11 protein-coding genes are annotated in these 13,416 nt (G+C 70.0%); 9 read left to right on the top strand and 2 right to left on the bottom strand.

Translation table 11 applies throughout. The features are described from left to right. The first annotated feature begins 9 nt into the window (after positions 1–9). From EV193_RS04480 to EV193_RS04470, 4 genes are all read left to right on the top strand, one after another. The gene (locus tag EV193_RS04480) at positions 10–816 is read left to right on the top strand and encodes a S1 family peptidase (RefSeq protein ID WP_130342618.1); all 807 of its coding nucleotides are present in this window, start codon (positions 10–12) and stop codon (positions 814–816) included. A 116-nt stretch (positions 817–932) separates the two neighbouring features. Continuing rightward, positions 933–1,103: a hypothetical protein gene (locus EV193_RS33115; RefSeq protein WP_165401218.1), complete on the top strand. Its 171-nt coding sequence runs from the start codon at positions 933–935 to the stop codon at positions 1,101–1,103. A gap of 695 nt (positions 1,104–1,798) precedes the next feature. Beyond that, positions 1,799–2,113: a hypothetical protein gene (locus tag EV193_RS04475; RefSeq protein WP_130342617.1), complete on the top strand. Its 315-nt coding sequence runs from the start codon at positions 1,799–1,801 to the stop codon at positions 2,111–2,113. 197 nt (positions 2,114–2,310) lie between these two features. Then, positions 2,311–4,566 (top strand): ATP-binding protein, encoded by a 2,256-nt coding sequence (locus EV193_RS04470; RefSeq protein WP_130342616.1) that lies wholly within the window; start codon positions 2,311–2,313, stop codon positions 4,564–4,566. 188 nt (positions 4,567–4,754) lie between these two features. On the opposite strand, the gene EV193_RS04465 is transcribed toward EV193_RS04470, so the two are convergent. Then, on the bottom strand, positions 4,755–5,744 hold the full coding sequence (locus tag EV193_RS04465; protein WP_242613131.1) for a nucleoside hydrolase: 990 nt from the start codon (positions 5,742–5,744) through the stop codon (positions 4,755–4,757). 547 nt (positions 5,745–6,291) lie between these two features. Here EV193_RS04465 and EV193_RS04460 point away from each other — a divergent pair. The 3 genes from EV193_RS04460 (at position 6,292) to EV193_RS04450 (ending at position 9,911) form a co-directional block, all read left to right on the top strand. After that, the gene (locus EV193_RS04460) at positions 6,292–7,635 is read left to right on the top strand and encodes a GGDEF domain-containing protein (RefSeq protein WP_130342615.1); all 1,344 of its coding nucleotides are present in this window, start codon (positions 6,292–6,294) and stop codon (positions 7,633–7,635) included. Positions 7,636–7,871: 236 nt separating this feature from the next. Continuing rightward, positions 7,872–8,855, top strand: coding sequence for a helix-turn-helix domain-containing protein (locus EV193_RS04455; RefSeq protein WP_130342614.1), 984 nt, complete (start codon positions 7,872–7,874; stop codon positions 8,853–8,855). Positions 8,856–8,906: 51 nt separating this feature from the next. Then, positions 8,907–9,911 carry an MASE1 domain-containing protein gene (locus EV193_RS04450; protein ID WP_207222483.1) on the top strand — a complete coding sequence of 335 codons (1,005 nt, stop codon included), beginning with the start codon at positions 8,907–8,909 and terminating at the stop codon, positions 9,909–9,911. A 113-nt stretch (positions 9,912–10,024) separates the two neighbouring features. On the opposite strand, the gene EV193_RS04445 is transcribed toward EV193_RS04450, so the two are convergent. Continuing rightward, positions 10,025–11,323 (bottom strand): MFS transporter, encoded by a 1,299-nt coding sequence (locus EV193_RS04445; protein WP_242613130.1) that lies wholly within the window; start codon positions 11,321–11,323, stop codon positions 10,025–10,027. Positions 11,324–11,410: 87 nt separating this feature from the next. Between EV193_RS04445 and EV193_RS04440 the strand changes: the two genes are divergently transcribed. Continuing rightward, the gene (locus EV193_RS04440; RefSeq protein ID WP_130342612.1) at positions 11,411–11,914 is read left to right on the top strand and encodes a hypothetical protein; all 504 of its coding nucleotides are present in this window, start codon (positions 11,411–11,413) and stop codon (positions 11,912–11,914) included. 8 nt (positions 11,915–11,922) lie between these two features. Next, positions 11,923–13,386 (top strand): protein kinase domain-containing protein, encoded by a 1,464-nt coding sequence (locus EV193_RS04435; RefSeq protein ID WP_130342910.1) that lies wholly within the window; start codon positions 11,923–11,925, stop codon positions 13,384–13,386. The last annotated feature ends 30 nt before the right edge of the window (positions 13,387–13,416 follow it).

Raw genomic sequence — 13,416 nt, 5'->3', positions numbered from 1 at the left:
GACAGAGGGATGGCGAAGAAGCGTGTTCTCGGTCGAATCGCGGTAATCGGCGCCACAATCGCGGTGGTCGGTGTCACGGCGATTTCGGCCGCCAGTGCGGATCAGCCCGGCGGGGTCCGGCCGTTCATCGTCGGCGGTGAGGAGACGACGATTCAGGAGAACCCGTATGTCGCCGCACTGCTGACGCCGGACGGTCAGCAGTTCTGCGGCGGCAGCGTGGTCGCCAAGAACAAGGTGGTCACCGCCGCGCACTGCGTCGAGGGCTCCAAGCCGGCCGACATCCAGGTCCAGACCGGCCGCACCAAGCTCAGTGGCACCGACGGCCAGGTCAACAAGGTCACCAAGATCTGGACACACCCCGAGTTCAACAAGCCGGTGCAGTTCGCTCACGACTACGCCGTGCTGACTCTCGAGGGCGAGACCCCGGCCGCGCCGCTCGCGCTGGCCGGCGCCGACGCCGCGGACAAGGACCTCTACAAGGAGGGCACCGAGTCCACCACGCTGGGCTGGGGCGCGACCAGCCAGGGCGGCCAGAGTTCCGACACGCTGATGAAGGTCGGTGTGCCGGTGCGCAGTGACGAGAACTGCACGAAGGCCTACCCGGACGCGGTCGACGGCGCGACCATGGTGTGCGCCGGCCTCGACGAGGGCGGCAAGGACTCGTGTCAGGGTGACTCCGGCGGTCCGCTGGTCGCCGGCGGCAAACTGATCGGAGTCGTGTCCTGGGGCGAGGGTTGCGCGCAGCCGAAGAAGTTCGGTGTGTACAGCGACGTTCTCGGAGGCTATGCGGACCTCAAGAAGGAAATCGATTCCTGATTAGCTCTGAAAAGGGAGGCGGTCGGCAAATCTCGCTGACCGCCTCCTCTTTCTGTCCACGGGTGGTTTATCGCTCGCGGGACGGGTACCCAGCGAGGCGTCGAGAGGAGTCGACCGTGCGCATGACCGCGCCACCCGCACCCGAGCGACCGATGCCGCCCGAACCGGACCCGATCCCGCCGACCGAGCCGGGACCGCAACGGCCCATGCCGGACGAGCCGAGCCCCGAGCCGGAACCGGGCTCGCCGCCCGACCTGCCGCCGGATCCGCCGCCGGTACGGCGATAGCCGACGGTTCGGGTTCTGCCGGCCGGCTACACGTGGTCGTCGTCGCTGGGACTGGTCTTTGACGACCACATTTCCCCGTCCTCGGGGGCGTATCGGCGGATCAGTTGAGCGGAATCGTCCAAGTTGGTCCGCGTAGAGCGTCCATGCCGCCGTAGGAATTCTTCCCGCCGGCGCCATGTCGATCAGATGCTGTGAGGATTCCCTGACCTGCGACGACAGCCGGCTGAGCAACTGAGCGAGTCTGTCCCAACTCGGCCGTGAGCGCTGGACACTGCAAGTCCTCCTAGTTTCGCAGCAATCGTCGCGGTGCCGGTCACCGGCGAGGACGTGCCGCTCGCATGCGTCGCGTTGCAGGCGAGCCCGACCCAGGCGGCGGACGCGGACGACGAAATCGAGTTCAAGGGCGCCGACGGGCCGCAGAGCTTCGCCTTCCTGGATCCGAGGTTTGAGAGCGGGGCAAGTGCTCCGGACTGGCTGCTGCACACGATGGCCTTCGCGACCTGGCCGTACGACGGCGGGGCATCAACGTGCGGGCGAACTGGGCGCGTGTCGGTAGCGCCGGACCATGCACAGCTCGAACATGTGTTCGAATCTTGTGTTAGGGTGGTCGGGTGGCAGGGGAGTGGAGTACGCGTGAGTCGGTCCGGGCTGATCAGGTAGAGGTGCCTCGGCAGCGCCAGGGTGGCGAGGAGGTCGTGAGGTCGGACGAGTGGCGCTCGTCGGTGCGGATGTATCTCCCGTGGCCGGAGCCGGTTCGCGCCGCGCGGTACGGCGATCCCGGCGCGCTCGGCACGATGGTGGCCTGGGTGGAGTCGTTACGGCAGGCCGGTCACGTCGGCTCGAGAGTGCGGTTCTCTGTGCAGCGGTGTGGCGGTGTGCGGGTCGGGGTGCTCGAGGACGGCAAGCGCGTGGATGTGTTGCGGCCAAAGGGTTTTCTGGTATTCGACGGCAAAGGTCTGAGGGTTCTTGGGGAGGTGGAATTCTGGCGGAACTATCACACAGCCGAATAGTGATTCGTCCACTGTGGACAGTGCCTGTGACCGGGTGCCTCTCATGGGGGAGGTGCGCGTCGGTACCGTCCGGCCTCGTGGAACACGGCTCGGTACTCGCCTGATACGTACGGATACCCCGAACAGGTGAGTACTGACAGCGAGCAGCCGTGTACATATAAGAGGGCGGCGGGAACCAGCACAGAGCAGGGGCGTGCATGGCCAAGGGCGACAGCGGTGCGGTCGTGTTCGGCGCACGGCTCAAGCGGCTGCGCACGGACGCCGGCGAGACGTTGCGTTCCCTGGCCGAGAAGGTGCCGTTCCACCCCGGGCAGCTCGGCCACGTGGAGAAGGGCACCCGCCGTCCGACGCTGGAGTTGGCGCGGCTCTGTGACGAGGCGTTGGGCACCCGTCCCGAGCTGGAAGGCCTGTGGCGGGCCACCATGCTCGGCGCGCGCCCGCTGCAGCTTCCGCCCGATACGCCGAGGTTCGTCGGACGCGCGGAGGCGCTGGAGGCCATCGAGTCCGCGATGACCGGCGCTGAGACGCCCATCGTGGTCATCGACGGCGCACCGGGCACCGGCAAGACGACGCTCGCCGTGCACTGGGCGCACGCGGCTGCCCGTCGCTACTCGGACGGCCAGCTCTACGTCGACCTTCGCGGTTACGCGCCGGACCAGGATCAGCCGCTGCGGCCGGGGCCCGTGCTGGAGGGGTTCCTCACCGCGCTGGGTATTCAGGACACACCGAGCGACGTGAGCCAGATGTCGGCGCTGTACCGCACCCAGCTCGCCGACCGTCGACTGCTGATCGTTCTGGACAACGCGGCCGAGGCGTCCCAGGTGGAGCCGCTGCTGCCCGGCCAGGGCGGCTGTGGGGTCGTGGTGACGAGCCGGACCGCACTCTCGGCGCTGGCCGTCCGGTACGGCGCCGAGCGGGTCACGCTCCCGCCGCTGCCGCCGGCCGAAGCCGAGGCGATGCTGCGCGCGATCATCGGCACGCAGCGGGTGGACGCCGCCCCGGCGGACGCGGCACGCCTGATCGAGCTGTGCGGAGCGCTGCCGCTGGCCGTGCAGCTCGCGGCGGAGCGGCTCGCGTCCCGGCCCAGTGACACGCTGGCCGATCTGGTCGCCGAACTCGACCGGGAGGAACACCGCCTCGACGGGCTCGCGGTCGACGACCGGACCGCCGTGCGCGCCGTGTTCACCTGGTCGTATCAGCGGCTGAAACCGTTGGAGGCCAAGGTCTTCCGGGCGCTGGGCCTGCACCCGGGCGTGGACATGGACGCCGCGTCGGTGGCCGCACTGTCCGATGTGGACGGTGCACTCGCGGCGCGGGCGCTGCGGGAGTTGGCCGAGCGGCATCTGATCGAGCCGGCGAGGCCGGGCCGGTTCCGGCTGCACGACCTGATGCGCACCTATGCCGCCGAACGGGCCACCGAGGACATGTCCGGCGACGAGCGGCGCGAGGCGATCCGCCGGCTGGTGCTGTTCTATCTGCACAGCACGCACTCCAGCGGAGTCGCGCTCGCACCGAGGCGGGTCATGCCGTTGCATCTCGATCCGCCGACGGTGCCCGCGCTCGCGTTCGACACCGACGACCGGTTCGCCGAGGCACTGCGCTGGGGCGACGCCGAGCAGGGCACGCTGCCGCTGATCGTGCGGATGGCCCACGAGCACGGCATGCACGCAGAGGCCTGGCAGATCGCCGTCTGCCTCTGGGACTACCTGCAGATCCGACGGTCCTGGGCACTGTGGGAGCGCTCGCACGAGATCGCCCTCGAGGCGGCGCGCTCGGCCGGCGACCGGGCCGGCGAAGGCTGGGTCACCACGAACCTCGCCGAGGCGGCTCGCCAGCGCGGCGACCTCGACCACAGCGTCCTGCTCTACGAACAGGCGCTGTGCATCCGCCGCGAGACCGGTGACCGGTTCGGTGAGGCGTGGACGCTGGCCGGCTCGGGTTTCCTGGCGCTGGACCGCGGCCAGTTCGACGAGGCGACCCGGTACGCCGACGCCGCGCTGGAGATCTTCGATGAGCTGAGCGTCCCGGAGGGGCGGGCCTACGCGCTCGGGATCATCGGCGACGTGCACGGCGAGGCCGGCCGCCACGACGACGCGCTGGGCATCCTCGCCGAGTCGATGCGCCTGGTGGACGGGCTCGGCAGCCTGTACGGCCGCGGTGTGTTCCTCAGCAAGATCGCCAAGGTTTACCGCAGGAGTGGCGATCCCGAGCTGTGGCAGCGCGCGCTGGACAACCTGGACGGCGCGGTCGACGCGTTCTCCGAGACCGGGGACCGGTGGCACACCGCCGAGATGCTCGACCGGCGCGGCGACGTGCTGCGCGCGCTCGGCCGGCGCGCCGAAGCTCAGCACGACTGGGACCACGCGCTGCGCATCTACGACGAACTCAGCCACCAGGCCCCCGACGTGGAACGCAAACTCGACAAGGCGCTCACCGAATCCATGGGCCGCTAGGCCGGACTTTAGCGGGCTAAAGTACGCCGAACATGAATGGAGCGATCGCTAAGTTTCGGACATCAGCGCGGGGAGCGCCCGGCCTGTGACCGGCTCGGCGCAAGCTCGATGAGGCGCTCACCGAGTCCATGGGCCATTGGGCCGGACTTTAGCGGGCTAAAGTACGCGAAACGTGAATGGAGCGGTCGTTAAGTTTCGGACATGGGGGCGGTGAGCATGTCGAGCATTCGGCGCATCACCGGCTCGGCGTCGATCTCCCGGATGACGGTGACCGGTTCGCGGCCGGGCAGTGTGTGCGCGAACGGCAGTGGGCGACGGTCGATCATGGTGCGGCCTCTGCCGTGCCCGAGGAGTTCGACTGTCACCTCGTGCGGCTCGGCCAACCGCACCACCCCGGGGTCGGTCAGCACCGACGCGGCGAGCAGGTCGAACAACTCGCAGCCGCGTTTAGAGGACAGCTTGGTGTAGGTCTCCACGTACTGCCCGAGCCAGCTGTTCACCTTGTGCGCCAACGGATTCGGGCTCTCCTCGAGCGCGGTGAGGAACGCGTCGTCGGCCCACGCGCCTCTGGTCGCGTCGAGCGGTACGACGGTCAGCGGAAGGCCGGCGGCGAGCACGATCTCGGCCGCCTCCGGGTCGTGGTGGGTGTTCGCCTCCGCGTCCGGCGTGATGTTGCCGAACCGCTCGATCGTGCCGCCGAGCCAGACGACGTCGCGCACCAGCGACGGCAGATCCGGCTCCAGGTGCAACGCCAGCGCGAGGTTGGTGAGCGGGCCGAGTTCGAGCACGGTCAGCTCGCCGGGGAACTTCCTGACCATCTGCACGAGCTGCTCGGCGGCGGACTCGCGGATCGGCGCTGTGCGTGCCGCGGGCCCGGCGTTACCGCCGAGTCCGTCGGTGCCGTGCACGATCTGCCCGCTGTAGACGGGCGGCTCACGGTTGAGTGGCAGATCGGCGCCGACGGCGACCGGGATGTCCTCCATGCCGACCAGCTCGAGGATGCGCAGCGCGTTCTCGGCGGCTCCGCGCGCGCCGAGGTTTCCGTGGACACTGCCGACGGCCTCGATGGTGACGCCGCCGTGCAGTGCCAGGTAGATCAACGCGAACGCGTCGTCGACCCCGGGGTCGGTGTGCACCACGACCCGTGGCCTCCGGTCGATACCGGACGAACTGCCCACCGGTCCCCCTCACTTGTCCGCCGTCAGCGACCGCAACTCTGCTCGACGGAGAGCCGTCGCGATACTGCCGTCGCCGACTGACGACAGACTGACGACAAGCCAGTGACCATCCGCAACGCGTGACCAGCCACATTGGCCGCAGTTTTCGCGACCAAACGAGGAGAAAACTACGCAACGTTACGACCATTGCTCCACACGGGTGTATTCAAAGTCGATCGACGGTGCGGGTGGAACATGGACTTAGCGTTTTGTGCAGAGGGACGAGGGACTCGGCACGGGGGTTAACACAGTGGAGTCGACGGCACGAGGGTCGGACGACGATACGTCCGACCAATCTTCGAGGTCACAGTTCGCGGTCGCGCATCGAGCGCACCTCCTCGCCGGGGGTCCGGCCGTAGCCGGGGCGGATGGTGACTTCTCATCATCAACCGATCCCTCGCCTGAGGGGACGGCACCGGACATTGTGGCGGACGGCGCAAGCCCCCCACAAAGCAACCGTCAGCGGGGCGGCCTACTGGACCGGATCAGGACCTGGGAGCTGTGGCGGATGGGGCCCGTCGCGGTCGCCGCCTTCCTGGCCATCGAAGCCGTCGTCGCGGCGTTCATCGCCGTCGTGTGGGTGGACGAGGCGGTACCCAGCCTGCGTGAGTGGGCGCTTTTCGCCGCACTCACGGCGGCGGCGTTCGTCCACTGGGTGGCCACCCGGCCCGCCGAGGAACGGCGCCGGCACGGCCACCGCAACACCGAGCACGTCAGCCACACCAGTGTGTGGATCCTGGTCGCCGCGGTCACGCTCCCGGTGCCGCTGTTCCTCGCGCTGATCGCGGCGCTGCGCTGGCAGGTCTACCTGATCGCACGCAAGCCGCCGCACCGGTTCGCGTTCACCACCGTCGCGATCGTCGGCTCGGCGCTCGGCGCGCACCTGGTGGCGCGCGCGTTCGGCGTCTACCAGCTCACCAGCGGCGACATCGTGCTCGACCGGGACTTCGTGGTGCGCGCCGCGATCGGCGTACTGCTCGGCGCCGCGATTTACTTCGCCGTCCAGTCCGCGCTCATCGGCGTCGTGCGCGGCATGCTCACCCGCGAGTGGACGCCGACCGGGATGTTCGGCGGCCAGTCGACCAACGTCGAGTTCGTGCAGACGCTCGCGGTCGCGCTGCTGGTCGCCTGCACGACCGTGCTCACCAGGGGAATGCTGCTGCCGGTCGCCGCGCTCGCCGTGGTCGGCTGGACGCGCTGGCGGCACCGGATCGACCAGCTCGAGGCGCAGCTCGACCAGGCCAGCGCCGACGCCCTGCACGATCCGCTGACCGGTCTGCTCAACCGGCGCGGATTCGAGCCGCTCGCCGAGGCGGCACTGGCGCGCGACCTGGCCGACCGGCGGCACAGCGCGGTGCTGATGCTCGACCTCGACCACTTCAAACAGTGGAACACCAGGCTCGGGCATTTCGGCGGTGACCAGGTCCTGGTCGCCGTCGCCGACGCGTTGCGGGACGAGACCCGCCGAGGTGATCTGCTCGCCAGGTGGGGCGGCGAGGAGATCGCGATCATGCTTCCGTCCACCGAGCCGCGGGAGGCGATGGCGGTCGCCGAGCGGATCAGGCGGGCGGTCGCGGCGCTGGAGACCGAGGTGGCGAAGCCCGCCGGCGGCCAGCCGGTCCGGCTGGGCCACGGCGGGCTGCCACCGTGCACGATCTCCATCGGCGTGGCCGTGTCGCCGAGGGACGGCGACGACGTCTCGGTGCTGCAGGAGGTCGCCGACGACGCGCTGGATCGGGCCAAGCGCACCGGCCGCAATCGGGTCGTGGTGCACGAGCCGGACCTGGACACCTCACGCGTTTCGGTGCCCACCGCGCGTGCACCGCAGCGCCCGGTCGTGTTGGGTCACTGACCGACTTCGGTGCTCCGGTGACGGCGTCCTGCCGTGCCTGATCGTGCTCGACGCGTCGATGCCGGACGCGATGTCACCGATGCCCGTGCGCAGCCTGCCGAGCAGGCCTCGCGTGCGGGCTTTTGTTGTGTCCGTTGACTTTTCGTGGTTCACGTTGTTCCTCATGCCAACCATGGTGTGACATCTCGACGGCCACGACGAGTGGCGTAGACGACCATCTTCGATAAGATTGCGCCATGGTTGGCCAGCGACAGATCTCCGTGTCCGTACTCGCCTACGACGGCATGTCCTCGTTCGAGACGGGCATCGTCATCGAGGTGTTCGGGCTCGTGTGGCCCGAGCTGGACGTGCCGTCCTACCGGCTGACCGTCTGCACCGAACGGCCCGAGCCGGTGCGGGTGATCGGCGGCGCGACGCTGTCCACCCCGCACGGGCTCGACGAGTTCGCCGCGGCGGACACGGTGATCGTGCCGAGCATCAAGGACGTGCACGAGGAGCCGTCGCCCGAGCTGATCGCCGCGTTGCGGCTGGCGCACCAGCGCGGCGCGCGGATGGTGTCGATCTGTTCGGGCGCCTTCGCGCTCGCCGCCGCCGGTCTGCTCGACGGACGGACGGTCACCACGCATTGGCGTTACGCGGATACCCTCCGGCTGCGTTTTCCGACCGTGAAAGTCGACCCGAATCCGCTCTATGTCGACGACGGTGACGTGTTCACCAGCGCCGGTTGTGCCGCCGGTATGGATTTGTGCCTGCATCTGGTCAGGAAGGATTTCGGTGCGGCCGCGGCGAATGCGATAGCGCGGCGTCTGGTCGTGCCGCCGCACCGGGACGGCGGGCAGGCGCAGTACATCGAGTCGCCGGTGGGCGTCGAGTCCGACGACGACCGTGTGGCGGCGACCATGGAATGGGTGCTGCGGAATCTCACCGAGGAGATCACGGTTCCGGTGCTGGCCGAGATGGCCGCCATGTCCACCCGTACCTACCTGCGACATTTCACCCGATGCACGGGCACGAGCCCGATCCGATGGCTGATCACGCAGCGAGTACAGGCCAGCCTTCCGCTGCTGGAGACCACGAGAACTCCTGTCGAGAAAATCGCCTCGGCGGTTGGTTTCGACAGTGTGGTGACATTTCGGCATCATTTCACCAAAGCAATGCACACGTCGCCGACCGCATATCGTCGGACGTTTCACCCAGTCGAGAGTGCGCGTATTTCTTGAAAATGGGATAACCATTGTCCGGCCGGTGTGGCACGGCGGAGAATGGCCGCCGTGTCGACCGGGCGAGTGTGGGATGTGGTGGCGCGGTGCGCCGCGGTCGCCGCGCTGTACTACGGCGCGGCGCAGATCGGGCTGCAGCTCGCGCTCGTCCGCGGGCAGGTCACCCCGCTGTGGCCGTCGACCGGAGTGGCACTGGCCTGCCTGCTGCTGCTCGGCATGCGGGTCTGGCCGGGGATCGCGGTGGGCGCACTACTGGTCAACATGCCGTTCGGGCCGTCGGCGAGCGCGCTGCTGGTGATCGTCGCCGGCAACACGCTCGCGCCGGTGTGCGCCCGGCTGCTGCTCGACCGGGCGCGGTTCCGGCCCGAGCTCGACCGGCTGCGCGACGCGCTCGCGCTGGTGTTCCTCGGCGCGCTGGCCGGTATGGCGGTCAGCGCCACGATCGGCACCTCGACGCTGGTCGTGGCCGAGGCGGTGCCGCTGCGCGAGTTCGTGTCCACCTGGTCGGTGTGGTGGACCGGCGACGCGATGGGCGTGCTGGTGATCGTGCCGCTGGTGCTGGTCATCGCGCGGCAGTGGCGGTGGCCCTGGCGCGTCTCACCGCTGCGCTGGCTGGAGGCGGGCGTGCTGGTGGCCGGGATCTGCGCGGTCACGCTGTTCGCCACCAGGACCTCGTTCGACCTGCTGTTCCTGGTGCTGCCGTTGCTGATCTGGACGGCGATGCGGTTCCAGCACGCGGCGGCCGCGCCGTGCGCGCTGCTGGTCTCCGTGCTCGCGGTGGTCGCCGCGGTCGAGCGGGCGGGGCCGTTCGCCGAGCACGGGACGCTGGCGAACATGGTGGTGCTGCAGGCGTTCAACGGATCGGTGGCGCTCACCGCGCTGCTGCTGTCGGCGATAACCAGGGAGCGTGACGACGCCCGGCGCGCGATCGAGGAGGCGTGCGTGCAACTCGCCGAGGCGGTGTCGGTGCACCAGAACGGTCGCGCGCTGCTGCACGGCTCGTTGCTGGAGACCGTCCGCCGTGCCCGCCACCGGCAGGCCGACCCGACTGGCTAGGCACAGCAACGCGCACCCGATCGCGGGACTCGCCGGTGCAGGGCGCGGGACTCGCGGGTGCACAGCGCGGGACTCGCGGGTGCAGGGCGCGGGACTCGCGATGTCGGACGCGGCTAACGGCGGTCGGCGTCGGCGGTGCAGCGCAGGTCGGGTGCTTCGTCGGTGCCGCACGCGCCGGAGCCGGCCTGGGCGCCGATCGTTTCCGGCTCGACGTGCGGGCGGGTCTCCCGTGCGGACAGCCACACGCCGGCGGCGACCACCGACAGCGCGCCGGTGAGGGCGAACGACGCGCCGAACGAGGTCGCCTGGGCCAGCGCGCCGGCCACCACCGGTCCGAGGATCGCGCCGAGGTCCGCGGCCATCTGGAAGGTCGCCAGCGCCGGGCCACCACGCCGGTCGCGGCCCACCACGTCGGCCACCGTCGCCTGCTGCGGCGGGTTCAGCAGACCGGACCCGAGGCCGGCCAGCACGGTCGCGGCGATGAACGCCGGCACCGTCTCGGTGTACCCGAGCCAGATCGTCCCACCGGCCGACACCATCAGCCCGACGAGCACCAAAGGCTTGCGCCCCAAGGAATCCGCGAGCTTGCCGGACACCAGCAGCATGACCACGTTGCCGGCCGCGAAGATCGCCATCGCGGTGCCGGCGAACGCCGCGTCCCGGTGCAGCACCTCGGTCACGAACAGCGGCACCAGCGCGATCCGCACGCCGAACACGGTCCACCCGTTGGCGAAGTTGGACGCGAGCGCTGCCCGATAGCTGCGGTGCCGCACCGCCTCCCGCACGGTCAGCACCGGCTTGTCGTCGTCGGCCGCCGCCGCGATCAGCGTCGAGTGCCGCAGGAACCACCACGCGATCCCCACCGCGACGATCAGCGCGCCCGCGTACACCAGGAACGGGGTGCGCAGGGACACCGCGATCAGCCCGCCGCCGATGATCGGCCCTGTGACGTTACCCAGCAGGAAGCCGTTGGCCCACCAGCCGGACGCGGTGCCGCGCAGCGTCGGCGGCGTCACGTGCACGAGCAGCGCGACGCCGGACACGGTGAACATGGTCGAGCCGATCCCGGCCAGCGCGCGTAACGCGAGCAGGTGCCAGTACGCCTCGGCGAACGCGCACAACCCCGTGGTCACGGCCACGATCAGCAAGCCGGTGACGTACACCTTGCGCTCGCCGATGATGGCCAGTAATCGGCCGCTGGCCGGGGCGAACACCAGCCGGGACACCGCGAACACGCTCACCACGATGGACGCGGCGGTCACACTCACGTTGAAGCTGTGCGCGAACGTGGGCAGTGCCGGGGCGACGATGCCGTACCCGACCGCGATGACGAAATTCGCCGCGACCAGCACCCACACCTCGCGCGGCAGGCGCTCGGTCCGCCCGGCGACGCTGCCGGTAACCACGCTCACAGGGCCTCCCAAAGGTTCTTAGCCAAGCAAACCATATTCGGGGCGAAAGCGGCATCGAGTTGTTCGCCAGGTGCTATAAAGACCCGCGTGTTCACCAAGCGACAGTCCATGGTCGCCGCCGGCTTGCTCGTGTCCGCGCTCGCGTTCGGAGTCGGCCCCGCGGCGGCCGACCCCGCGCCCGATACCGGGCCGGAAAACCTTGCGGTGATTGACGTTCCGGCCACCGCCGAGGTCCTCGAGCAGGTCAAGGCGGCCGCTGAGAAGACACTGTCCTACAACTACGCCGACCTCGGTGCGCTGGAGCGCGCGGTGTCCGATCTCACCACCGGGGCGTACCAGCGCAAGCATCGCGAGATCATGGGCGCGGTCGTCGCGCAGGCTCCCGCGGCGAAGGCGGTGCTGACCGTCAGGGCCGTGCGCGCCGCCGTGCGAACGCTGTCGCCGACAGACGCCTCGGTGCTCGTGTTCCTGGACCAGAGCAGCACCCGCGACGGCAGCCCAGGTCAGACGGGGGCGTCGCAGGCGCTGGTGACCGCGGCTCGGGTGGACGGCCGCTGGAAGCTCTCCGACATCGATCTGTTCGCCCGATGAAGGCCCCGATGAAGGCACTGTCACCCTCGGACGCGCGCGAGGTCGGGCCGTACCGGCTGGTCGCCGAGCTCGGCAGCGGCGCGATGGGCCGGGTGCTGCTCGGCGTCTCCCCGGACGGGCGCCGGGTCGCCGTCAAGCAGGTGCGCGCCGAGTTCGCCGAGGACACCGGGTTCCGCGCGCGGTTCCGCCGCGAGGTGGACGCGTCCCGTGCGGTGTCCGGCGCGTACACCGCAGCCGTGATGGACGCCGACGCGGACGCGCCGACGCCGTGGCTGGCCTCGGTGTTCGTGCCGGGACCGTCACTGCGCCAGGCGGTGGACGCCGTCGGACCGCTGCCCGCCGAGTCGGTGCGGCACCTGGCCGCCGGCCTCGCCTCGGCGCTGATCGAGATCCACCGTGCCGGGCTGGTGCACCGGGATCTCAAGCCCTCCAACGTGTTGCTCACCGACGACGGCCCACGCGTGATCGACTTTGGCATCGCCCGGGCGGTGGAGGGCGGCGAGAGCACCGAGCTGACGCACACCGGCGTGGTGATCGGCTCACCCGCGTTCATGTCGCCGGAGCAGGCCGACGGGCGGGAGATGACCCCGGCGTCGGACGTGTTCTCGGTCGGCGCGATCCTGCTGCTGACGATCACCGGGCGCTCGCCGTTCTCCGGCACGTCCACCCCACAGACGCTGTACAACGTGGTGCACGCCGAGCCGGATATGGACGGCGTGCCGGACGAACTGCGCGCGATCGTGGCGCCGTGCCTGGCCAAGGATCCCGCCGAGCGCCCGAGTCCGAAGGAGCTGCTGGAGCTGGTCGGCCGGGTGACGCCGACCGAGCGGCCGTGGCCGGACGGCGTGCACCGGCTGATCGCCGCGCAACGAGCCGAGGTCGCAGCGCACCTCGGTGAGTCCGAGAGCACGGCGATCGGTCCGGTGGAACCGTTGCCGGACAAGGGAAACCGGCTGCCGTGGCTGGTGCTTGCCGGCGTCGTCGCGGTCGCGACGATCGGGTTGGTGGTCGGGCTGCTGTGGCCGGCCAGCACGGTCGCGGGCACCGCCTTGCCGCCGCCACCGGCCAACGAGATCGCGGCGCTGGCCGACGTGCGCGACGAGGTGCTGCGCGCCGGGTCGGAGGGTGCGCGAGTGATGCACACGCTCGATTACCGCGACGTCGACGGTGGCCTGCGGGCCTGGCAGTCGGTGGTGACCGGGGACCTGCTGCAGGAGATCAGGGCCAAGGCGGAGGACAGCAAGAAGACGATCCGGCAGGCGAAGTCGGTCACCACGGCCACGATCCTGAGCGCCGCGGTGTCCGAATTGGACAGTGCGGCCGGGACCGCGACGGTGCTCGCCGCGGTGCGCACCAGGGTGGAGCGTGAGGGCGCGGCGCCGACCGACAAGCTCAGCCGGATCGAGTCGACCCTGCGGCGGACCGAGGACGGCTGGAAGCTCGCGTCGCTGGTCCCGGTGCCCGCGACCTGAACGACCGACCGCCGACCGTCCACAGTGGAC

The organism is Herbihabitans rhizosphaerae, from assembly GCF_004216555.1.
GTDB classification, from domain to species: Bacteria; Actinomycetota; Actinomycetes; order Mycobacteriales; family Pseudonocardiaceae; genus Herbihabitans; species Herbihabitans rhizosphaerae.
Note: the sequence above shows the minus strand (reverse complement) of the source record. Positions and strands in the feature narration are given on the sequence as shown.

What these genes read in the sequence shown, in the direction of transcription:
- EV193_RS04435 (WP_130342910.1), top strand. Translation starts at nt 11,923, where the DNA reads ATGAAGGCACTGTCACCCTCGGACGCGCGCGAGGTCGGGCCGTACCGG.
- EV193_RS04470 (WP_130342616.1), top strand. Translation starts at nt 2,311, where the DNA reads ATGGCCAAGGGCGACAGCGGTGCGGTCGTGTTCGGCGCACGGCTCAAG.
- EV193_RS04480 (WP_130342618.1), top strand. Translation starts at nt 10, where the DNA reads ATGGCGAAGAAGCGTGTTCTCGGTCGAATCGCGGTAATCGGCGCCACA.
- EV193_RS04455 (WP_130342614.1), top strand. Translation starts at nt 7,872, where the DNA reads ATGGTTGGCCAGCGACAGATCTCCGTGTCCGTACTCGCCTACGACGGC.
- EV193_RS04460 (WP_130342615.1), top strand. Translation starts at nt 6,292, where the DNA reads ATGGGGCCCGTCGCGGTCGCCGCCTTCCTGGCCATCGAAGCCGTCGTC.